General features: G+C 63.6%; 17 protein-coding genes. 8 read left to right on the top strand and 9 right to left on the bottom strand.

Translation table 11 applies throughout. The features are described from left to right. Nucleotides 1-175: 175 nt before the first annotated feature. Nucleotides 176-1060: a 3-hydroxyisobutyrate dehydrogenase gene (gene mmsB, locus AC0YKC_RS08445; RefSeq protein ID WP_488510779.1), complete on the top strand. Its 885-nt coding sequence runs from the start codon at nucleotides 176-178 to the stop codon at nucleotides 1058-1060. 348 nt (nucleotides 1061-1408) lie between these two features. Here mmsB and AC0YKC_RS08440 read toward each other — a convergent pair whose 3' ends face one another. Genes AC0YKC_RS08440 through AC0YKC_RS08430 form a run of 3 tightly spaced genes read right to left on the bottom strand, consistent with a single transcriptional unit; the run spans nucleotide 1409 to nucleotide 5065 of the window. Further along, nucleotides 1409-2788, bottom strand: a complete 1380-nt coding sequence (locus tag AC0YKC_RS08440; RefSeq protein WP_488510769.1) for an aspartate aminotransferase family protein — start codon at nucleotides 2786-2788, stop codon at nucleotides 1409-1411. A 52-nt stretch (nucleotides 2789-2840) separates the two neighbouring features. Continuing rightward, entirely contained in the window at nucleotides 2841-2963 is a 123-nt protein-coding gene (locus AC0YKC_RS08435; protein WP_040969798.1) for a hypothetical protein, read from the bottom strand. Between the two features lie 32 nt (nucleotides 2964-2995). Beyond that, a complete protein-coding gene (locus AC0YKC_RS08430; protein ID WP_434723192.1) occupies nucleotides 2996-5065 on the bottom strand; it encodes a prolyl oligopeptidase family serine peptidase in 2070 nt (689 codons plus the stop codon). A gap of 214 nt (nucleotides 5066-5279) precedes the next feature. Between AC0YKC_RS08430 and AC0YKC_RS08425 the strand changes: the two genes are divergently transcribed. From AC0YKC_RS08425 to AC0YKC_RS08410, 4 genes are all read left to right on the top strand, one after another. Next, complete coding sequence (locus AC0YKC_RS08425) at nucleotides 5280-6857, top strand: trimethylamine methyltransferase family protein (RefSeq protein ID WP_488510768.1); 1578 nt, start codon at nucleotides 5280-5282, stop codon at nucleotides 6855-6857. Nucleotides 6858-6933: 76 nt separating this feature from the next. After that, complete coding sequence (locus tag AC0YKC_RS08420; protein ID WP_488510767.1) at nucleotides 6934-9516, top strand: GcvT family protein; 2583 nt, start codon at nucleotides 6934-6936, stop codon at nucleotides 9514-9516. A gap of 33 nt (nucleotides 9517-9549) precedes the next feature. Next, on the top strand, nucleotides 9550-11112 hold the full coding sequence (locus tag AC0YKC_RS08415) for an ArnT family glycosyltransferase (protein ID WP_488510778.1): 1563 nt from the start codon (nucleotides 9550-9552) through the stop codon (nucleotides 11110-11112). A gap of 15 nt (nucleotides 11113-11127) precedes the next feature. Beyond that, a complete protein-coding gene (locus AC0YKC_RS08410) occupies nucleotides 11128-12468 on the top strand; it encodes a M24 family metallopeptidase (RefSeq protein WP_488510766.1) in 1341 nt (446 codons plus the stop codon). Here AC0YKC_RS08410 and AC0YKC_RS08405 read toward each other — a convergent pair. Beyond that, nucleotides 12436-13272 (bottom strand): phosphate/phosphite/phosphonate ABC transporter substrate-binding protein, encoded by an 837-nt coding sequence (locus AC0YKC_RS08405; protein ID WP_488510765.1) that lies wholly within the window; start codon nucleotides 13270-13272, stop codon nucleotides 12436-12438. The two genes, AC0YKC_RS08410 and AC0YKC_RS08405, sit on opposite strands and share 33 nt — an antisense overlap. 76 nt (nucleotides 13273-13348) lie before the next feature. Beyond that, the gene (locus AC0YKC_RS08400; RefSeq protein WP_488510764.1) at nucleotides 13349-14374 is read right to left on the bottom strand and encodes a fatty acid desaturase; all 1026 of its coding nucleotides are present in this window, start codon (nucleotides 14372-14374) and stop codon (nucleotides 13349-13351) included. A 228-nt stretch (nucleotides 14375-14602) separates the two neighbouring features. On the opposite strand from AC0YKC_RS08400, the gene AC0YKC_RS08395 reads away from it, so the two are divergent. The 3 genes from AC0YKC_RS08395 (at nucleotide 14603) to bmt (ending at nucleotide 17233) form a co-directional block, all read left to right on the top strand. Next, the gene (locus AC0YKC_RS08395) at nucleotides 14603-15460 is read left to right on the top strand and encodes a helix-turn-helix domain-containing protein (RefSeq protein ID WP_320295328.1); all 858 of its coding nucleotides are present in this window, start codon (nucleotides 14603-14605) and stop codon (nucleotides 15458-15460) included. A gap of 70 nt (nucleotides 15461-15530) precedes the next feature. Continuing rightward, nucleotides 15531-16133, top strand: a complete 603-nt coding sequence (locus tag AC0YKC_RS08390) for a DUF1989 domain-containing protein (RefSeq protein WP_488510763.1) — start codon at nucleotides 15531-15533, stop codon at nucleotides 16131-16133. A gap of 83 nt (nucleotides 16134-16216) precedes the next feature. Beyond that, a complete protein-coding gene (gene bmt, locus AC0YKC_RS08385) occupies nucleotides 16217-17233 on the top strand; it encodes a betaine--homocysteine S-methyltransferase (protein ID WP_488510762.1) in 1017 nt (338 codons plus the stop codon). Nucleotides 17234-17242: 9 nt separating this feature from the next. On the opposite strand, the gene AC0YKC_RS08380 is transcribed toward bmt, so the two are convergent. The 4 genes from AC0YKC_RS08380 to AC0YKC_RS08365 all read right to left on the bottom strand — a co-directional run bounded on the left by AC0YKC_RS08380 (nucleotide 17243) and on the right by AC0YKC_RS08365 (nucleotide 21391). After that, nucleotides 17243-17542 carry a hypothetical protein gene (locus AC0YKC_RS08380; protein WP_488510761.1) on the bottom strand — a complete coding sequence of 100 codons (300 nt, stop codon included), beginning with the start codon at nucleotides 17540-17542 and terminating at the stop codon, nucleotides 17243-17245. A gap of 119 nt (nucleotides 17543-17661) precedes the next feature. Continuing rightward, on the bottom strand, nucleotides 17662-19857 hold the full coding sequence (locus AC0YKC_RS08375; protein WP_488510760.1) for a vWA domain-containing protein: 2196 nt from the start codon (nucleotides 19855-19857) through the stop codon (nucleotides 17662-17664). 2 nt (nucleotides 19858-19859) lie between these two features. After that, complete coding sequence (locus AC0YKC_RS08370; protein ID WP_488510759.1) at nucleotides 19860-20420, bottom strand: RNA polymerase sigma factor; 561 nt, start codon at nucleotides 20418-20420, stop codon at nucleotides 19860-19862. A 239-nt stretch (nucleotides 20421-20659) separates the two neighbouring features. Then, nucleotides 20660-21391 (bottom strand): dienelactone hydrolase family protein, encoded by a 732-nt coding sequence (locus AC0YKC_RS08365; protein WP_488510758.1) that lies wholly within the window; start codon nucleotides 21389-21391, stop codon nucleotides 20660-20662. Between the last annotated feature and the right edge of the window lie 68 nt (nucleotides 21392-21459).

Raw genomic sequence — 21459 nt, 5'->3', positions numbered from 1 at the left:
TATCGATCACCGATGGAGTTCGAGGCTAACTTGCCGCCGCATGGGGTTGCTGCGCAGCAGCCCCGTGCGGCATAAACGCAACCATGTCCCTATTCCTCTGTCTCACGACAGGGGTGCACTCCACTACTGCCTACTGCCTACTGCCTACTGCCTACTGAAATTACGGAGCATCACTATGACAACCATCGCCTTCATCGGCCTCGGCAACATGGGGAATCCCATGGCTGCCAATCTCGTAAAAGCTGGCCACGCTGTGCTGGGCTTCGACCTCGTACCCGAAAACCTTACAGTCGCAAAAGAGCATGGTGTGACGGTGATGGCGAACGCCGGCGTTGCGGTGAAAGACGCGGACGTGGTCATTACCATGTTGCCGGCCGGCAAGCATGTGCTGTCGGTTTATGAGGACATCGCGCCCAAGGCAAAGAAAGGCGCGCTGTTCATTGATTCCTCGACCATCGATGTCGAATCGGCGCGCAAGGCGCATGCGATTGCCGCGAAGCATGGCCTGCAGTCGATCGACGCCCCGGTCTCCGGCGGCACCGGCGGCGCCACGGCCGGCACCCTCACTTTCATGGCCGGCGGCTCCGATGAGGCCTTCGCCGCCGCCGAACCGATCCTGAAGCCGATGGCCGGGCGCGTCGTTCATTGCGGCGGCGACGGTGCGGGCCAGGCAGCCAAGATCTGCAACAACATGATTCTCGGCATCTCGATGATCGGCGTCGCCGAAGCCTTTGTGCTCGCCGAAAAGCTCGGCCTGTCGCATCAGGCGCTGTTCGACGTCGCCTCCACCTCGTCGGGCCAATGCTGGTCGCTGACCACCTATTGCCCGGTGCCCGGCCCGGTGCCGGCCTCGCCGGCCAACCGCGACTACAAGCCGGGCTTTGCCGCCGCGCTGATGCTGAAAGACCTGAAATTGTCGCAGGAAGCAGCACAAGGCGCGGGCGCCGTAACCCCGCTCGGCGCCGAAGCCACGCAGCTCTATGCCTTGTTCAACGCGCAAGGCCATGCCGGCGCCGATTTTTCCGGCATTATTAATTTCCTGCGTGGAAATTCAGCATAAGCCATTGCTTTTAAATCGTTATTTTCGATATTTTCTGGTCAGAAGCCGGCAAATTTAGATTTGCTTAAGGTCTCGCTAACTCACCGGTAACGATGTGCCTTTAAAACGGATTGCGAGGCGGACATCGCGTCTGCCCGGCGCTCCGGATCAGGTCTCGCGTACCGGAGCCCGTAAGTTTCGCAAGTATTGTCGTCGCGAAACGCCATGCGTATCTGGCAGAGCCGCGTTCCCGTCGGGACGCGGTTTTTGCGTTTTGAGGGCGTCACCAATTTCGTCATTCCAGGGTCTTCGCGACGGAGCTTCGCTCTTGCTGCGCCCTGGAATGACGACCGGTTGCGTTTCGCCTTGTCAGCGCTTCCGCAAATCGGCATCCGCGAGATCGAGCGCCTTGGCGATGCGCTCGCAGGCCATGTCGATCGTGTCGCGCGTCCAGATCAGCGGCGGCGACAGGATCATCGTGTCGCCGGTGGCCCGCAGCATCATGCCGTTCGCGATCGCATGGTCGCGCACCACGACCGCGGCACTTCCCGACGGCAAATAGCGTTCCTTGGTCGCCTTGTCCTTGACGATCTCGATCGCGCCCATCAGGCCGATCGAACGCACTTCGCCGACCAGCCTGTGCCCGGCGATGCGTTCCTGCAACGCCTGCGCGAAATAGGGGCCGGTGTCGTTCTTGACCCGCTCGACCAGCCCTTCCTTCTCGATGATCTCGAGGTTCTTGAGCGCGACCGCGCAGGCCACAGGATGACCGGAATAGGTATAGCCGTGGTAGAACTCGCCGCCCTTCTCGACCAGCGTGCTCGCGACGCGGTCGCCGACCAGCAGCGCCGACAGCGGCTGGTAGCCCGAGGTCAGCGCCTTGGCGGTGGTGATGGTGTCGGGCTCGATCCCGAAGGTCTGCGCCGCGAACCACTCGCCGGTGCGGCCATAACCGGTGATGACCTCGTCCAGCATCAACAGCACATCGTATTTGCGGCAGATGCGTTCGACTTCCGGCCAGTAGCTCATCGGCGGGATCTTCACCCCGCCGGCGCCCATCACCGGCTCGCCGATGAAGGCGGCGACCTTGTCGGCGCCGGCTTCGAGGATCGCGTCCTCGACCGCCTTCGCCGCGCGGATGCCGAAATCATGGTCGCTTTCGCCGGGCAGCGCCAGCTCATAGGCGTAGGGCATCATCACATGGACGATGTTGGGCACCGCGCCGCCCAACTGCTTGTGCATCGGCTCCATGCCGCCGAGCGACGTGCCGGCGACCGTCGAGCCATGATAGGCCGACTTGCGCGAGATGATGCGGTTCTTCTCGGGCTTGCCTTCGAGCGCCCAATAGTGACGGACAAGCCGCAGTGCCGTGTCGTTGGCTTCCGAGCCTGACGAGCCGTAGAAGACCTGGCTGACATGCTTGGGCGCCAACTCCGCAAGCTTCTTCGACAACAGCACCGGCGTCGGCGTCGAGCATTTGAAGAAGGAGTTATAGTAAGGCAGCTCCTTCATCTGTGTGTAGGCGGCCTCCGCCAGCTCGTCGCGGCCATAGCCGACATTGACGCACCAGAGGCCCGCCATGCCGTCGAGGATTTCGGTGCCATCGGCCTCGTAGATGAACGGCCCTTTGGCGCTTGTGATGATACGGGAACCCGTTTCTCGCAGTTCCTTGTGGTCGGTGAAGGGATGAAGGTGATGCGCAGCGTCGATCTGCTGAAGCTGCTTCAGCGAATAATTCTGATAGGTCATGGATTTGATCTTTCCTCTTGAATCAATCCGGCGGGAGCCGGGGGCGGATTCGTCAGAGGAAACGGGGCGGCGAATAGCCGATGCGGGCGCACAGCCGCAACAGCTCGGCGCGCAGCGTCCGCGGTGACGGCGTCACCGCGACCCCGAAGGCGCCTGATGTGCTGAAGCGGATCATGGCAACAGCTTATGCCGCCTGGGGCCTGGAATTCAAGCCGTTCCGGTTAGCGCCCGCTTGAGGAACATATAGCGCATCGCCGTCTGCGCCGCTTGCGGCCGGCGATCGCCGCGCCCGCCATGGCCGCCTTCGGTCTCCTCGAAGAACAGCGTCCGGCCGTGACCTGCCTCCTGCAGCCGCGCCGCCATCTTGCGGGCATGCCCGGGATGGACGCGGTCGTCGGCGGTCGAGGTCATCAACAGCACCGGCGGATAGGCGACATCGGCCGCCACATGCTGATAGGGCGAATAGGCACCGAGCCAGGCCGCCTCTTCCGGCTTCGACGGGTCGCCATATTCGGCGATCCACGAGGCGCCGGGCGGCAGTTCGGTGTAGCGCAGCATGTCGAGCAGCGGCACGTCGATGATGACGGCGCCGAACAGTTCCGGCCGCTGCGTCAGCGAGGTGCCGGTGAGCAGGCCGCCATTCGAGCCACCCTGGATGCCGAGCTGCGCCGCCGTGGTGATGCCGCGCCTGACCACATCCTCGGCCACCGCCGCGAAATCGTCGAAGGCGTTCTGGCGCTTGCCCTTGAGCGCCGCCTGGTGCCAGGCCGGACCGAATTCGCCGCCGCCGCGGATATTGGCCTGGACATAGGCGTTGCCCTTGTCCAGCCAGAGCTTGCCGCGAATGCCGGCATAACCGGGCAAGAGCGGCACTTCGAAGCCGCCATAGCCATAGAGCAGCGCCGGCACCGGCCCTTTCTGGTCGCGGCGCCGCACTACGAAATACGGGATCATCGTGCCGTCCTTCGAGCGGGCTTCGAACTGCTCCGAAACATAGGGCGAGGCATCGAAGCGGGCCGGCTGCGACTTCACGGTTTGAAGCGTCTCGCCATCGTCGTCCGACCAGATGATCGAGCTCGGCGTCAGGAAATCGGTGAAAGAGAAGGAGACGCTGGAGCCGAAATGCTCGACATGGCTGATGCCGACATTGCCGTTGTCGGGCAGCGCGACCGGTTTGAGCGACCAGCCATTTGCGGTGCGGTCGCAGGCGATGACCTTGCCGCGCACATTGTCCATCAGATTGATGAACAGCCGATCCTGCGTCCTGGCGAGGCCTGCAATCGAAACGCGGTGCGCCGGCTCGAGCACGGTTTCGAACGGCCCGAACGCGCCGCTCTCGATCCAGCGGTCGAAATCGACCGAATAGAGCCCGTCCGGCAAGCAGCGCGTGCCGTCGGGCGCCGTCCACGGGCTGCGCACGCCGAAAATGAGCTGGTCCTTGAAGATCGCCGTGTCGGTAGCATCGTCGGGCAGCGGAATGCGCCGGTTCTCGCCCGAGGCCAGGCGCAGGAAACTGTGCGAGGTGAAGAAATCAAGTGTCTTGCCGAGCAGCACATGCTGCTTGTCGTCGTCATACTCCACGCCGCCGCCGACCGCGAGATGCTGCTTCTCGCCTTCGAAGATCGGCGTAGCGTCCTCGAGCTTCGTGCCGCGCCGCCAGAGTTTTATGACGCGCGGATAGCCGGATTGCGTCTTGTCGCTCTCCTCGAAAGCGGCGGAGACGATGACGGTATCCTTGTCCAGCCAGGAAAAGCCCGACTTGGAGGCGCGCGCGGAAAAACCGCCGTCGACAAAGGATTTCGTCGCGATGTCGAATTCACGCATCTCGTTGGCGTCGCCGCCATCGGGCGACATGTAGAGCAGGCAACGGTCGAAATCGGGATAGAGCCGGCTGGCGCCACCGAACACCCATTTGATGCCTTCCTTCGCCGAAAGCTGATCGAAATCGATGATCGTTTCCCATTCCGGCTTCTCGGTCTTGTAGGAAGCGACGGGCGTGCGCCGCCACAGGCCCAGCGCATTGGTCTTGTCCTGCCAGAAATTATAGACGTAACCGGCAAGTGCGGCCCCGACCGGGATATTGTCCTCGGCCGTCATCAGGTCGAGCGCGGTTTCGAAGGTGGCCTGATAGGAAGGATCGCCCTGCAGTTCGGCGACCGTCAGCGCATTCTGGCGATGAACCCAGTCCAGCGATCGTTCGCCGTCACGGTCTTCCAGCCAAATGAAGGGATCCTCGTCCGCCAATTCGGGCTGGGTTTTGGTCATTGCGCTGGTCATGCGGGTCTCCGGGTGTCATCTCGCGGCCCGCCCTACATCGCCTTCGCCGCACGAACATTCAAGAGCGGCATCGCGCGATGCCGGTTGGCGGATAGGGCCAGTCCGCTCCCTTTCGTCATGTCGCTTCCCTCGCCCTAGTGGTCGCCGCCTCCTTACCGGCGGCATTGCGGCCAGTTCATTATGCCGCCAATTTCGCATCCTCACGAGGCTTCTCATGACTGCCGCCCTTCATCCCGCCGAGCCGGCACTGGCAACCGATCGCGCCCGCCGTGGGGGCCGCGCGGGAAAACGCGCCGGCGGCTCGGCCGCCTTCGAGCAGCCCGCCTTCCGGCAGTTGAAGAACCCGCTGACGCCAACAAAGCTCGTTTCCGACGACGAGCTGGAATCGATCCACCTGGCCTCGCTGCGCGTGTTGAAGGAGATCGGCGTCGACGTTCTGCATGAGGAAGCCCGCCGCATCATGAAGGCGCATGGCGCGGACGTGCGCGAAGGCTCGGAGCGCGTGCGCTTCGACAGCGACATGATCCTCGAGCTTGTCTCGCACTGCCCGTCGGAATTCACGCTGCACGCCCGCAACCCCGCGCACAATCTGCGTTTCGGCGGCAACAACGTCATCCTGTCGATGATGGCCTCGGCGCCCAACTGCTCCGACCTCGATCGCGGCCGCAGGCCAGGCAACCAGGCGGACTACCGCAATTTCCTGCGCCTGGCGCAGATGCACAACATCCTGCATTGCACCGGCGGTTACCCGGTCGAGCCGATCGACATCCATCCCTCCGTTCGGCATCTCGAGTGCATCCGCGATCTCGCCATGCTGACCGACAAGGTCTTCCACATCTATTCGCTCGGCAAGGAGCGCAACGTCGACGGCATCGAGATTACCCGCATCGCGCGCGGCATCAGCCGCGAGCAGCTGATGCAGGAGCCGTCGGTCTTCACCATCATCAACACCAATTCGCCGCTCAAGCTCGACGTGCCGATGATGGAAGGCATCATCCAGATGGCGAGCATGGGCCAGGCCGTGATCGTCACGCCGTTCACGCTCTCCGGCGCCATGGCGCCGGTCACCGTCGCCGGCGCGCTGGTGCAGCAGAACGCCGAGGCGCTCTCGGGCATCGCCTTCGCGCAGATGGTGAAGAAGGGCGCGCCGGTCGGCTATGGCGGCTTCACTTCCAATGTCGACATGAAGTCTGGCGCGCCGGCCTTCGGCACGCCCGAATACATGAAGGCGCAGCTCGTCGGCGGCCAGCTCGCCCGTCGCTACAACATCCCCTACCGCACCTCCAACACCTGCGCAGCCAACACGGTCGACGCCCAGGCCGCCTATGAAAGCGTGTTCTCGCTGTGGGGCGCGATCCAGGGCGGCGGCAATCTGATGATGCACGGCGCCGGCTGGCTGGAAGGCGGCCTGCGCTGCTCCTACGAAAAGACCATCCTCGACATCGATCTTTTGCAGATGGTGGCCGAGTTCCTTACCCCGCTCGACCTCTCCGAGGACGCGCTCGGCTTCGACGCCATCCAGTCGGTCGGCCCGGGCGGCCATTTCTTCGGCACCCAGCACACGCAGGAGCGTTACAAGACCGCCTTCTATTCGCCGATCGTGTCCGACTGGCGCAACTTCGAGACCTGGGCCGAGGCTGGCTCGCCAACGGCGCTCGAGCGCACCAACAAGGTGTGGAAGGAGCGCCTTGCCTCCTACGAGGAGCCGTATATGGATCCGGCCATCCGCGAGGAACTCAACGATTTCGTCGAGAAGCGCCGCGCCGAAGGCGGCGCGCCGACGGATTTCTGATCTGCGTTCGGCCGGGCAACCGCCCACCGCTCGTCTTCATTTCTGATTCCACATTGCACAAGACGGACCTATCTGTATGAAATCTCATGTAAAAGCGGTTGTCATCGGCGGCGGCGTCGTCGGCTGTTCGGTGCTCTATCACCTCGCCAAGGCCGGCTGGACCGACATCATGCTGATCGAGCGCTCGGAGCTCACCTCCGGCTCCTCCTGGCATGCGGCGGGCGGCTTCCATACGCTGAACGGCGACCCGAACGTCGCCAAGCTGCAGGCCTATACGGTCCAGCTCTACAAGGAGATCGAGGAGATTTCCGGCCAGTCCTGCTCGCTGCATCTGACCGGCGGCGTCATGATGGCCGATACGCCGGAGCGCATGGACTTTCTGCGGCTGGCGCATGCCAAGGGCCGTTATCTCGGCATGGACACCGAGCTGATCACGCCCTCGGAAGCCAAGGCCATGTTCCCGCTGATGGATGAGAAGAACTTCGTCGGCGCCATGTGGGATCCGGTCGAGGGCCATCTCGATCCGTCCGGCACCACCATCGCCTATTCCAAGGCGGCGAAGAAACTCGGCGCCGAGATCGTGCTGCGCAACCGCGTCGTCGACCTGACCCAGCAGCCGGACGGCACCTGGAACGTCGTCACTGAGCAAGGCACGGTCCATGCCGAGCATGTCGTCAATTGCGGCGGCCTGTGGGCGCGCGAGATCGGCCGCATGGTCGGCGTCGAACTGCCGGTGCTGGCCATGGAGCATATGTACCTGCTCACCGAGCCGATGCCTGAGGTCGAGGAATTCAACAAGTCGACCGGCCGCGAGATGATCGGCGTGCTCGATTTCAAGGGCGAGATCTACACCCGCCAGGAGCGTAACGGCATCCTGCTCGGCACCTATGAGAAGGCCTGCAAGCCGTGGTCGCCGGTCAACACGCCGTGGGATTTCGGCCATGAATTGCTGCAGCCCGACATCGACCGCATCGCGCCGTCGCTGGAGATCGGCTTCAAGCATTTCCCAGGCATCGAGAAGGCCGGCATCAAGCAGATCATCAACGGCCCCTTCACCTTCGCGCTCGACGGCAACCCGCTGGTCGGCCCGGTGCAGGGCCTGACCAATTTCTGGTGCGCCTGCGCCGTCATGGCCGGCTTCAGCCAGGGCGGCGGCGTCGGCCTCGCGCTCTCCAACTGGATGGTGCACGGCGATCCGGGCTTCGACGTCTGGGGCATGGACGTCGCCCGCTTCGGCGAATGGGCGAGCCTTCGCTATACCAACGCCAAGGTGCGCGAGAACTATTCGCGCCGCTTCTCGATCCGCTTCCCGAACGAAGAGCTTCCGGCCGCCCGTCCGGCGCAGACGACACCGCTCTACGACACCATGCTCGCCAACAATGCCGTCATGGGCGATTCGTGGGGCCTCGAAACCCCGCTCTGGTTCGCACCCAAGGGCACGGAGCCCAAGGACATCGTCTCCTTCCATCGCTCCAACGACTTCGGCCCGATCGGCGAGGAAGTGCGGGCCACGCGCGACAAGGTCGGCGTCACCGAGATCGCCAACTTCGCCAAATACGAGGTTTCTGGCCCGGGCGCGGAAGATTTCCTCAACCGGCTGATGACCAACCGGATGCCGAAGGTCGGCCGCATCGTGCTGACCCCGATGGTCAACGAATTCGGCAAGCTGATCGGCGACTTCACCATCGCCAAGGCCGGCCCAAGGAATGGAGAAGACCGCTTCATGATCTGGGGCTCTTCCGCCGCGCAGAAATACCATATGCGCTGGTTCGAAAAGCACCTGCCAAAGGACGGTTCGGTGCGCATCCACCGCTTCGACCAGACGCTGGTCGGCCTCTCCATTGCGGGACCGAAATCGCGCGATCTGTTGCAGAAGCTGGTCGACGTCGACGTCTCGACCAAGGCCTTCCGCTTCATGGATTTTCGCGAGATGGCCGTCGGCGGCGCGCCCTGCATGGTCAACCGCATCACCTATACCGGCGACCTCGGCTACGAGATCTGGATGGCGCCGGCCTATCAGCGCCTGGTCTACAAGGCGATCAAGGACGCCGGCGCGGAGTTCGGCATTGTCGACTTCGGCATGCGCGCTTTGCTGTCGATGCGTCTCGAAAAGAACTTCCCCACATGGTTCCGCGAACTGCGTCCGATCTACGGACCGTTCGAAGGCTCGATGGACCGCTTCATCAAGCTCGAGAAGAACGACTTCATCGGCCGCGAGGCCTCAGCCAAGGAGCATGCCGAGGGTCCGAAGGTGCGCCGCGTCTCCTTCATTGTCGACGCCATCGATGCCGACGTGATGGGCGACGAGCCGATCTGGGCCAAGGTCGGCAAGGATTACGGCACGGTGGAAAAGCCGCATGGCTACGGCGCGCCGCGCTTCGATGAGACGGGCAAGGAAGTCCGCGGCTCGAAGGCCGCCGAAGGCGCTTCCGCCGTGCGCGGCATCGTCGATGGCGAATGGCGCGTCGTCGGTTGGGTCACGTCGGGCGGCTACGCGCATTATGTCCAGAAGTCGATGGCCCAGGGCTATGTCCCCGCGGCCCTTGTCGAGGACGAAAGCGCCGGCCTGTTCGAGATAGAGATCCTTGGCCATCGCCGCCCGGCCCGCATCAATGTCGAGCCGCCTTTCGACCCGAGCGGCGAGAAAATGCGGACCTGAAGCCCCACGAATTGTTGGATTGCGCCGGTGGCCATGGCATGGTCAAGCCCGCTACCGGCGCATGAGCACGAGAAGACGACCCCCTTGCGGCAGCTAGAGAAATGGACCGATTGGCTCTGCGATGAACGGGGCGGTCTATTCAGCGCCGCGGTCGCGTCGGTCCTTCTCTACTGCCTGACCCAGATCGTCGTGATGGCCCTGCTGTCCCATTTTGCGGGTACGGGCGTCGGTGTCGACGATTCCGAGCAGTTGATGGAAATGCGGTTCCTGGCCGCCGGCTACGGCAGTTCGCAGCCGCCTTTATATACCTGGCTCGCCATGCTTGCGGCCTCTCTGGTCGGGACCAGCGTCCTTGCCCTCAAGATCGTCAAATACGGACTGCTGGCCGCGGGCCTGGCAGCGTATTTCACGGCCATACGTCGCCTGGGCTACTCGAACCGTGCCGCTGCGGCCGGCATGTTCGGGCTGCTTCTGTTTCCCCAGATCTTCTGGGAGATGCAGCACGCCCTCACCCACTCGGTCGCCATATTCTGTTTCACCTCTGTGCTGCTTCTGGCGCTGGTCGAGGTGGAGAAGCGACGATCGGCCGTCGCCTATGCGTTTTTCGGTCTGGCGACGGCGGCCGCGACGCTGTCGAAATACAACATCGCCATCTTCCTTGCCGCCCTGTTCCTGGCATCCCTCTCGCTGCGCGAAACGCGTGAGGCCATCTTCGATCGCCGCTTCCTGATCAGCGTGGCCATAGCCATTGTCGCTTGCCTCCCAACATTTCACTGGACCATCACGCATCCGGATGACTTCCTGGCGCACAGCGGTGGCTTCGGCGCCGGCCAAGGTGATAGCCTGCTTGAGACGGCTACGCTGGCCCTGCGGGGCCTGGGCAACGCGATACTCAATTTCGCAGCTCTACCGATTGCTATCATCACCGTGGCGTTTTTCCTGGTGGCACGGAAAACTGCGACAACCCCACGGCCGGTGCGCTGGCCCGAGGAGCTGTTGTGGCGAACCATCGCCTTCGCCTTGCTGGTCACGCTGGTGGTGGTTCTGGCCGGTGGCATCACGCAGTTTCGCGATCGCTGGGTGCTGCCCGTGTTCGTTCTGTTGCCCGCCGCCCTTGCCATGCGCTTCGATGCGATCGGCGAGAGGGGCCGAAAAACGCAAGGTACCATCGTCTTTGTCGGCGCCGTCCTTGCCGTCCTTGTGCTGCCACTGAGTTGGTACATGCATCTGCATGGCGGCGACAGTCGCGGCAGTATCGTGCGCATGGATTACCGGTCGCTTTACAACCAGATCAATGCCGACGGACCGGTCAGGACCGTGGTGTCGAGCTGGTTCTGGGTCGGCAATCTGCGCCTGGTCAATGCCGATCTCATTGTGCTCGATGACGAGATACCGGACTTCGCCCGGTCGATCCGCGAGCCGGCGGTGCTTGTCCTGACCGATGACAGGGAACCGTCCTCGGACGTCTTCGAGGAGATGGCGAAGGCCGGATATGGGATGGACACTGTCCACCGCACTGTCGACGTCCCGCAGGCGTTCGGCTTTCCGCCGCGCAAGGTCACGATCACCAGGCTGCTCAAGAAGGCCGCGCAGTAGGTTTCGGGGGAACGAATGGACAAGCAACGCTTCGGTCGCCACCGCAAGATCATGCCCTTCGAACCCGGCTCGGTCGAAGCGCTGCGCGAGGCCTCGCGCGAGAAGGCGGCCTCGCTCAACCAGCATGTGCTGGGCTATGGCGCGGTGGCCGAGGGCGAATGGGCGGCGGCCGGTATCGCCGCGCCCGACTTGGACGAAATGCGCAGGTACCGCCTGGAGCGCATCCGCGCCGAGCTGAAGCGCCGCGACTATGCCGGCGCCCTGCTCTACGACCCGGTCAACATCCGTTACGCGACGGACTCGACCAACATGCAGCTCTGGGTCGCGCACAACCCGACACGCCATTGTTTCGTCGCTACCGAAGGGCCCGTGGTGCTGTTCGACTATTTCTCCTGCGAGCACCTGTCCGACCATTCGGGTGTCGTCGACGAGGTGCGCCCGGCCGTGTCGTGGATGTATCTCTACAGCGGCGAGCTTACCGAGCAGAAGGTCCGACGCTGGGGTGCCGGCATCGCCGAACTCGTTGCCGAGCATGGCGGCGGCAACCGCCGCATCGCCGTCGACCACATCAATCCCGAAGGCGTGGAGGAACTCGCCCGCCGCGGCATCGCGATAGGCAACGGCGAGGCGGTGATGGAGAATGCGCGCCTCATCAAATCGCCGGACGAGATCCTCGCCCTGCGCCGCGCCATCGTCGCCTGCGAGGCGGCGATGGGCGAGATGGAAGCGGCGCTGAAGCCCGGCATCTCGGAGAACGAATTGTGGGCGGAGCTGCATCGCGGCAACATCGCGCGCGGCGGCGAGTGGATCGAGACGCGCCTTTTGTCCTCCGGACCACGCACCAATCCCTGGTTCCAGGAATGCTCCGCGCGCATCGTCGAGAATGGCGACCTTGTCGCCTTCGACACCGACCTCATCGGTCCTTATGGCTTCTGCGCCGACCTTTCGCGCACATGGCTCTGCGGCGACAGGCAACCGTCGAACGAGCAGCGCGACCTGTTCCGCATCGCCGCCGGCCAGATCGCCCAAAACACGGATCTGATGCGGCCGGGCATTTCCTTCCGCGATCTCGTCGAACGTTCGGCGGTGCCGCCGGACGACTGCTATCCGACACGCTACGGCGTGCTTTATCACGGGGTCGGCCTCGCGGACGAATATCCGACGCTGCCGCATGCCGGCGACTGGACCGCCGACACGCCGGACGGCGTGCTCGAACCCGGCATGGTGCTTTGCGTCGAAAGCTATATCGGCAGGCTTGGCGGACGCGAAGGCGTCAAGATGGAGGAGCAGATCCTGATCACCGAGAGCGGCAACGAGAAGCTTTCAGCCTACAAGCTGGACGAGCGGCTGCTCTGACCCGCTTTCGATAGAAGCGACGGCATCGCGCATCGCAGCAATGATCTTTTCCGGCGTCGTTCTGGCGGTGATGTAGGGCAGGCCCTTGCGCCGCGCCGTCCAGCCGACCACCTTCACGCCTTTCGCCGCCGGCTCGAAACGCCGCGCCAGCGCCCAGCTTTCGCAATCGATGGCGGCGACGTCGGCCCTGCCTTCCGCGACCGCCACGATCGACGACCGGTGGCCGCCGCTCTCACTGCGCGAGGCGAAGATGTCCAGGCTCTCGCCCATGGCCTCCAGGTCGCGCGTCAGCCCGATCAGCCCGGACATCGAGTCCGGATTGTTGAAGGTGAAGCGCTTGCCGCGAATGAGATCGAGCGGGATGACAGCCTTGCCATCCCCCGGCGCGACGACTGACGGTCCGCCGTCCGCAGCCATCACCAAGGCGCTGGAATAAAGCTCCCCCTGCCCGCCTTCATAAGCGTCGTAACTTGGCTGAGAAATCACCTGCACATGCTGAGCCAGGCCAAGTTCCATCGGCCCCCAGCAGGTTTGTCCGAAGAGCAGCGCCGGGCTCAGCCAGAGTTGGTGAAAATCGAGCTCGTCCGGGGGCAGCGTCGCGGGGTCGGGCGCGATCGGCTTGCCGTCGTCGTCGAGGATCCCGCCTGGCACCGCCGACAGTTCGCGATTGCTGCGCACGACCGCCTCCGGCGCGTCGATCCCCCTTTGCCGGAAGGCGTCGCGAAGCCGTGCCCATTGTGCGTCGACTTCGCCACGCATCTCGGGCCAGTCATACATCGGCAGGGCCGCAACAAACTTGCTCATGTCGAATGGCTTTCAAAGACAGGCGATCTTCGGCGCCTGCGTTCCGCCGCGGAAAAAGCGTCGCGGAAAGTCGAGTTTACTCTTTCGGCGGCTCCGCCGGAACTGGCGCGGTGCCCAGTCCATTGACGTTGCGCGCCCTGACTCGCGGCTTGAAGGCGCGTCCGGGTTCCGGCGTGCGCCGCAGAACCGGGTGGACGATCGGCTCCTTGGCCTTGAAGGCGTGGGCTTTCAGCATCGCGAAATAGTTCGGATAGGCGTAACCGTTGTTCATCCGCAGCCACTCTTCGCGGCGCTCGCGAAACAGCTTCGGCAACCTGTACCAGGCAATGGTCGGGCTCTTGTGATGAACGAAATGCAGATTGTTGTTCAGGAACAGGAAGGAAAGCGGCGAACGCTCGACGATCACCGTGCGCCCTTCCGGATGCTCCGACCACTGGTGCTCGGCATAAGTGCGGATCGAGATCAGCGACTGGCCGAGCCACACCGGCACCAGGATGTAGAGCCACAGCGGGATGCCGAAACCAAACGTGACGATCGGCACCACAATGGCGAGACCGATGGCATGCAACAGCCAGGCCTTGCGGATCGCCTTGTCGCCGGCAAGGATCTGCTTGGCATCGTCGATGAAGAAACCGACCGAGGACAACCATGGACCGAGGATGAAGCGGCCGACCATGGTGTTGTTGATCTTGAGCAGAAACTTCATTGTCGGCGGCAAATCCTCATGCATCCAGAGCGCCTGGTAATAGCTCTCCGGATCGTCGAGCGGATCGGTCAGGCGCTCGTCGGCGTGATGGCGAAGGTGGATCGTCTTGAAGCGGCGGAACGGCCAGACCATGCCTATGGGCAGGAAGACGAAGGCTTCATTGAACCTGGCGTTGCGGGTCGGATGACCGTGCAGCACCTCGTGCATGATCGAGGATTGCAGAGCCAGGATAAAGGGCAGGACGGCAAGCGCCAAAAGCGGATGGGATGGCCAGAGCAGGAAGCCGGTCGCGAGCCACGCGCCGTAGCAGAAGAGTGTGAGGATGGCTGTCGGCCATTCGACCGCCGGATTATCGCTTCGTCTCGTGCTGCTACGTCTCTTATTCATGCTCGCCATGCTATCGACCACTGCCCTCCAGTCGCCGGAACCAACTCGATTCCTGACAACATTGTGTCAGGAGCCTGCCGTTACATCAACGCGACAATGCGCACAAACTGTTGCGAATGCGCATTTCTGGCCGCATATGTTATACATTGTAAACAAATGTGGGGATTCATTTCCACCTGAGCCACGTTCAGAACGGCTCTGGCGCAAATTTTTCCTCTCCGAAGCAGGAGCAGCGCGGTGGACAAGCGTGATCTGTCGACGACCTTTCGGGAGCGCCTGAAATTGCTCTTGACACGGTCCGACTTGAACCAGTCGGCCTTCGCGACGGCGGTCGGTATCGACCGTTCGGCGCTGTCGCAACTGCTGTCCGGCGCCTCGACCCGCCTGCCCCGCGCCGAGACGCTTCTCAACATCGCCGCCGAGTTCAAGGTGTCGCTCGACTGGCTGCTGGGCCTCAGCCAGGACGAAGGCGTCACCGGCGAAATAAGAGAAAGCCTCGAGATCGAGGAGGCGCCCGACGGCTTCGACCGCACGCTTTTGGCCAAATGGCATGCCGAGGCCGCCGGCACAAAGATCCGCTATGTGCCCGCCGGCATTCCCGACCTTCTGCGCACCGAGGCGCTGGTGGAATACGAGGCAGGCATCACGAACAAGAGCCGCGAGGCGCAGGCCGGCGAGACGCAATACCGCATCGACTACACAAGGCGGCCGGAGACCGACATGGAGGTCTGCATGCCGCGCCACACGCTGGAGATCTTCGCGCGTGGCCTCGGCGTCTGGGATCGCTTTCCGGAAGCGGAGCGCCGCAAGCAGTTGCTGCACATGGCGGCGCTGCTCGACGACCTTTACCCGACTTTCCGGCTGTTCCTCTATGACGGCCGCATGCGCTATTCGATCCCCTATACGATCTTCGGCCCCTATCGCGCCGCGATCTATGTCGGCGACATGTACCTGGTGTTGAACGCCACCCAACCGGTCCGCACGCTCACCAGCCATTTCGACAATCTGATCCGGGCCGCCGACATCAACGCGCACGAGGCCGCGAGTTTTGCGCAAAGGCTGGCCGCAATGTCGTTCCCATCAGGCTCTGTCTGATCGCTGGCTTCGATATCATCTTGATGGTCGGCCAACGTCCTGGCCGCCGATCGTCGTTTCAGGGAAACCCATGCAAGAACCGCGTCACCTCGTCGTTCCTCCTCAGTCGGGCCGGTCCGTACGCGTCAGGCGCGGCGATCTGATCCGCATCGTCGATCCCAGGGGCCAGCAGGTCTCGGACCTCTGGGCCTTCTCGACCGAGGGACGGCTCGATTGGTTGAGCACGTCGCAGACCCGCGACATCACCGAGCGGCTGTTCCCAAAACCCGGCGACCATTTCTACAGCGCCGCCGGCAAGATCATGCTGACGCTGATCGAGGACGCCTCGCCCGGCCCACACGATATGCTCTACCCGGCCTGCGACAGCGCGCTTTACGAACGCGCCGGCCTGCCCAACCATCCGAACTGCCGCGACAATCTGATGAAGGCGCTCGGCGCGGAAGGCATCGAACTCCCCTTCGCGCCCGACCCGGTCGATCTCTTCCAGAACTCCATGCCGCAGCCCGACGGGACTTTGGTGGTCGAGGCCTCGATCAATCCGCCCGGCGGCTACGTCACGCTGCGCGCCGAACAGGACCTCCTGCTTGTCGTCACCGCCTGCTCGGTCGATCACCACCCGACCAACGGCGATGCCTGCACCGAGATCGAGGTCGAGATCACACCGGCCGCGTAAGGCTTCCTGGCCGCAAACTCGTTGACTGGACATAAAGACTTCTTTATATCGTTATTTGAATTCGAGATACGAAAGCCAAAGTCATGACCGCGACCAACCCGATTGACGCACTGCTTGCCGAAAAGGGCGTGCTCCTGGCCGACGGCGCCACCGGCACCAATCTGTTCGCGATGGGTCTCGAGGCCGGCGAAGCGCCCGAGCTGCTTAATGAGATTTCGCCCGAGACGATCGCCAGCCTGCATCAGAACTTCGTCGATGCCGGCGCTGATATCATCCTGACCAATTCCTTCGGCGGCACCCGCCACCGGCTCAAGCTGCATCATGCGCAGGATCGCGTGCACGAGCTGAACAAGCGCGCCGCCGAGATTGCCCGCTCCGTTGCCGACAAGGCCGGCCGCAAGGTCGTCGTCGCCGGCTCCGTCGGCCCGACCGGCGAGCTGCTGGTGCCGCTCGGCGCCCTGACTTACGACGATGCGGTCGAGGCCTTCGTTGAACAGATCGAGGGTCTCAAGGCCGGCGGCGCCGAAGTCGCCTGGATCGAGACGATGTCGGCGCCCGACGAGATTCGCGCCGCCGCGCAAGCCGCCATCCGCGTCGGCCTGCCCTATACCTATACCGGTTCCTTCGACACGGCCGGCCGCACCATGATGGGCCTGCTGCCTAAGGACATTCACGCCGTCGCCGACGGCCTCTCGCAGGCCCCGCTCGGTGTCGGCGCCAATTGCGGCGTCGGCGCCTCCGACATCCTCGCTTCGCTGCTCGACATGACCGAGGCGAAGCCGGAGGCGACCGTGATCGTCAAGGGCAATTGCGGCATTCCTGAATTCCGCGGCACGGAAATCCACTATTCCGGCACGCCGGAGCTGATGTCCGACTATGTGCGGCTGGCGGTCGATGCAGGCGCAAAAATTGTCGGCGGCTGCTGCGGTACCTCGTTCGCCCACCTCGCCGCCATGCGCAAGGCGCTCGACGCGCACACCAAGTCGACGCGGCCGACCGTCGAGACGATCGTCGAGCGCATCGGCCCGATGCGCAACAAGACGGCAAGCGCCGGTGATACTGGCGAAGGCCGGCGCGAACGCAGGCGCAGCCGCGCCTGACAGGCCCGATTACTTGCTGTTTTCGTCGTAGCGCGACAGCGCCGTATTGAAATCGACGACGTTCTCGGCGCCCATCGTCATCAGGGCGCCCGATGCGCCGGGGTCTGTGATCTGTTCCAGCATCACGCGAAAACGGTCGTTGTTGAGCGCCGAAAGCGCCGTATTGCGGGCCGCATCGACATCGCTCCTGATGCGCGCGGATTCCGCTGAAGGCGCGGATGGTCCCCGCACAGGCGCATTGGCTGCCGTCGCGTTCGCGTTCCCGGTTGTCGTGATATGCACTGCTGATCCCTCGAACCCTATCAGCACTGACTAACAGAAGCTCGTTGCGGCGAGGTTCCGGAAAAGCCGCGCAATTTAACGATCGTAAAAAGGCCGACAGGATTTGCTGCCGGCCTTCGCCCATTCGGTCTTTGCCTGTCGGCTCTCTACTTGTTGCCGTCCAGCGACGAGGCCAGTCGCACCAGCGACAGGAATTCGGCTCGATAGCCGAACGGATCGGCGCCGCGCGCGGCGTTGGCGATCTCCGCGATCCGGTCATAGCCGAAATTGGCGGTCTGATCCTCGTCGCGCAGCTTCTGCCCGAAGGCGGCGACCGCGACCGAGAAGCGCTGGTCAACGCCGGCCTCGTCGAAGGACTTGACCTCGTTGGCGGCGGTCACCGGCGTGGTGATCAGCTTCGAGACGTCCTCGTTCGGCAACTTGTAGCGGATCTTGACGAAGGCATATTCGTCGGCGTTGGCAACACCGCCATTGTCGACCTTGGCCTGGCCGTAGCGCAGCGGATCGACCTGCTCGCCGCCGCTGCCTTTCGGCGTGATCTCATAGACCGCCGTCACCGAATGGCCCGAGCCGATATCGCCGGCATCGACGCGGTCATTGTTGAAATCCTCGCGCTTCAGGGCGCGAGTTTCATATCCGACCAGCCGATACTCCGACACCATGGCCGGGTTGAACTCGACCTGGATCTTGACGTCCTTGGCGATGGTGAACAGCGTCGAGGACGCATCGTCGACCAGCACCTTTTGCGCCTCGGCGAGCGTGTCGATGTAAGCCGCCGTGCCGTTGCCGTTCTGCGCGATGGTCTGCATCATCTGGTCGTTCAGATTGTCGTGGCCGAAGCCGAACACCGACAGGAAGACGCCGGTCTTGCGCTCCTGCTCGATCAGTCGCTTGAGGTCGTCGTCATCGGTCTGGCCGACATTGAAGTCGCCGTCGGTGGCGAGCATCACGCGGTTGACGCCGTCCTTGACGAAGGATTGCTGTGCAAGCTTGTAGGCTTCGCGGATGCCTTCCTCGCCGGCCGTCGAGCCGCCGGGTTCCAGATTGTCGATGGCTGCAAGGATCTTCTGCTTTTCCGCCGCCTTGGTCGGCATCAGCACCGTACCGGCATTGCCCGCATAGGTGACGATCGAGACGGTGTCGTTGGGCTTCAGCTTGCTCACCAGCAAGCGGAAGGCGGATTTGAGCAGCGGCAGCTTGTCCGGCTCGTCCATCGAGCCCGAGACGTCGATCAGGAAGACCAGATTGGCCTTAGGCTGCTCGGCCGGCTTCACGTCGAAACCCTTGATCGCCACATGCATCAGCTTGGTGCGATCGTTCCACGGCGTCGGCATGACGGTGACGGTCGAGTTGAACGGCGTTGAAGCCGATTCCGGACCCTTCCAGTCATAGGGGAAGTAGTTGATCATCTCCTCGACACGGACCGTGCCGGGATCGGGCAGAGCGCCTTCCTTCAGCGAGCGCCGCACGAAGGAATAGGAGGCGGTATCGACGTCGATCGAGAAGGTCGAGACCGGATCCTGGGCTGTTTCGTGCACCGGATTGGTCTTGAAGGTCTCGATGCGGTCGCGGTTTTCCTCCTGCGGCTGCGTCTGGTCGGCCGGCATGGGCGCGGGCTGCACCATCAGCTTGGAATCGGCCATTGCGGGAGGAGACGCGGGAATGGCGGCCGCGCTGCCTGCCGGCGCCTGGTCGGCCCGCGCCGCCTCGTCGACGCTGGACGGCGGTGTCATGGACATGATCACCCTGTTGGACGACCCGTCCTTGCTGCCGGCCGCGAGCTGGCCGCTCTCCGCCGGCACGGGCTTTAAGGCGGGCCTGGCCTCCGGCGCAGCCTCCTGCTTGAGCAGACTGTCGACCTCCGTCGCCGGCTTCGGCGCTGCGGGCACCACCTGTGAATTGGCCCGGGTCTCGGCGTCGGCGTCTGTCTTCTTTTCCTTGGCGGGCGCCGCTGCCAGCGGCTCGTTGATGGCCGGCTGGTTTGGCGCAGGCTTCTGCGCCGCCGGCTTGTCGGCCAGCGTCTCGGTGATCTTCCCGTTGCCGCCGATGACCGGCGGCTGTTCCTTCAGCATCTCGAAAGCGGCATAGCCGGCGATAGGCAGCGCGACAAGCGCGGTGATGGCCGGCGTGGCAATGAGTTTCCGTTGCATGATGTCTCTCCAGAGCTTTCTTGCTCGCTCCGTGAGACGAAGGCCCGCAGCCGATCCTTGGGAGGCTGTCGAAATTTTTTCGTCCATGTCGAAGGCCTGCATCGCGGCGGCCAGCGCGCGCGCCTTCGCCTCGCCGTCCGGCGCCGGTATAGCGATGTCGCGCAGCCTTTCGAGTTCGTTGTCGTCGACCATGGTCACACTTCCCCGGCTGAGCGCATCAGCACTTTCAGCCGTTTCTTCGCTTCATGGATGTGCCAGGAAACCGTCGTCTCCGAGATCGCCATCACCTCCGCCGCCGCGGCGTGGTTGAGGCCTTCGCCATAGACCAGCAGCACCGCGTCGCGCTGCTTGTCGGGCAGCATCCGCACCGCCGCCCACAACGCCTCGGCCGGATCGTCGCCCTCCGCCGGCGCTTCGCCGGCGATCGACGCATAGGCGCCAAAGGCATCGGTCTTGGCGGTGTCGCGGGCGCGCTTGCGCATCATGTCGCGTGCAGCATTCAGCGTCATGGCATAGAGCCATGTCGTGAAGGCGCCGCTGCCCTGATAGTCGCGGATCGCGCGGCCGAGCCGCACGCAGACGTCCTGGGCGATGTCCTCGGCATCGGCTTTTCGGCCGCACCAGCGATAGGCGGCGCGATAGACGAAGCCGTAGTGCCTTTCGAGCAGTTTGCCGAAAGCCCCCCTGTCTCCGCCTCTCGCCCGCCCGATCAATTCGGCATCGGAGGCTTCGCTGTCGTCCAGCATCATCGCCATCATTTGCCTGTTGGACGAAGGCTAATGGCCAATCCTTGGGGCGATGAAAAGATTTTTTTGCGGCAGCGCCTTTTTCCTTCTCTCCGCTCGCGGGGAGGTGAGGAGTGGTCCGCGTAGCGGACGAAAAGCCAATTGCTTGGCTTTTCGAACGACGAACGCCCGAAGGGCGGATGAGGGGCAGCGCGACCATTCGAAGGCTCGCGCTAAGCTGCGCGCCGTCTACGATCGGAGGCGAAAGCCTATCCAAGCGTCTCTTTGAAAAACTCCCTCAGCCGCTTCCAGTGGCGCTCAGCCCCCGCCTCGTCATAGACGCTGTGATCCTTGACGCACCAGCCATGGCCGACGCCGACATAATTCTCGATGACGTGGTCGACCTCGGCCACCCGCAAGGCCTCCGCCAGCCGCGCCGACTGCTCTGGCGGGAAGCTGCGGTCGACGCCGGCAACCCCGACATAGACGCGCGCCTTGATCGAGGCCGCCTTGCGGTGCGGGCTGTCGGGAGCATCGCTGGCCAGCTTGCCGCCATGAAAACTCGCCGCGGCGACGATGCGGTCGGGATTGGTCGCCGCCGCGTTCAGCGCCCGCGCGCCGCCCATGCAATAGCCGACGACGCCGACCGGTCCCTCAATGCCTTCGGCCGCGAGCGCATCGAGGAAGCCGGCATTGTCGCGGATGGTCATCTCCTGCGTCGTTCCGGTCACCAGCGCCATCAACTTGGTCTTGGTTTCCTCCACCGTGAAGGCGGTCTTGGCGTCGAACGGACCGTAGGGCGCGTTGCGATAGAAGAGGTCGGGCACCAGCACCGCATACCCGTCGCCGGCAAGCCGTTCAGCCATCTCGTCGAGCGCCGGACGCGGCCCGAAGGCGTCCATATAGAGGATGACGCCGGCCCTGGCCTTGCCGGACGGTCGAAAAAGTCCCGCCTTTGCCTTGCCGTCCCTGGTCTCGAACTCGATCTGCTTTCCGGTCATGATGCTCTCCGTTGCCTGTCGCGCGTTAGATATCGGCGAGCACCGTCCCGGCAAGCCATTCCCAGACC

The organism is Mesorhizobium sp. CNPSo 4661 (assembly GCF_057784215.1).
This window is presented reverse-complemented; position numbering and strand designations above follow the sequence as displayed.

Excerpts from the sequence above, each read along its gene's own strand:
- AC0YKC_RS08425 (WP_488510768.1), top strand. The coding sequence starts at position 5,280 with ATGACTGCCGCCCTTCATCCCGCCGAGCCGGCACTGGCAACCGATCGC.
- AC0YKC_RS08440 (WP_488510769.1), bottom strand. The coding sequence starts at position 2,788 with ATGACCTATCAGAATTATTCGCTGAAGCAGCTTCAGCAGATCGACGCT.
- AC0YKC_RS08370 (WP_488510759.1), bottom strand. The coding sequence starts at position 20,420 with ATGGCGATGATGCTGGACGACAGCGAAGCCTCCGATGCCGAATTGATC.
- AC0YKC_RS08410 (WP_488510766.1), top strand. The coding sequence starts at position 11,128 with ATGGACAAGCAACGCTTCGGTCGCCACCGCAAGATCATGCCCTTCGAA.
- AC0YKC_RS08365 (WP_488510758.1), bottom strand. The coding sequence starts at position 21,391 with ATGACCGGAAAGCAGATCGAGTTCGAGACCAGGGACGGCAAGGCAAAG.
- AC0YKC_RS08405 (WP_488510765.1), bottom strand. The coding sequence starts at position 13,272 with ATGAGCAAGTTTGTTGCGGCCCTGCCGATGTATGACTGGCCCGAGATG.
- AC0YKC_RS08375 (WP_488510760.1), bottom strand. The coding sequence starts at position 19,857 with ATGGTCGACGACAACGAACTCGAAAGGCTGCGCGACATCGCTATACCG.
- AC0YKC_RS08420 (WP_488510767.1), top strand. The coding sequence starts at position 6,934 with ATGAAATCTCATGTAAAAGCGGTTGTCATCGGCGGCGGCGTCGTCGGC.
- AC0YKC_RS08435 (WP_040969798.1), bottom strand. The coding sequence starts at position 2,963 with ATGATCCGCTTCAGCACATCAGGCGCCTTCGGGGTCGCGGTGACGCCG.
- AC0YKC_RS08430 (WP_434723192.1), bottom strand. The coding sequence starts at position 5,065 with ATGACCAGCGCAATGACCAAAACCCAGCCCGAATTGGCGGACGAGGAT.
- AC0YKC_RS08390 (WP_488510763.1), top strand. The coding sequence starts at position 15,531 with ATGCAAGAACCGCGTCACCTCGTCGTTCCTCCTCAGTCGGGCCGGTCC.
- bmt (WP_488510762.1), top strand. The coding sequence starts at position 16,217 with ATGACCGCGACCAACCCGATTGACGCACTGCTTGCCGAAAAGGGCGTG.
- mmsB (WP_488510779.1), top strand. The coding sequence starts at position 176 with ATGACAACCATCGCCTTCATCGGCCTCGGCAACATGGGGAATCCCATG.
- AC0YKC_RS08415 (WP_488510778.1), top strand. The coding sequence starts at position 9,550 with ATGGCATGGTCAAGCCCGCTACCGGCGCATGAGCACGAGAAGACGACC.
- AC0YKC_RS08400 (WP_488510764.1), bottom strand. The coding sequence starts at position 14,374 with ATGGCGAGCATGAATAAGAGACGTAGCAGCACGAGACGAAGCGATAAT.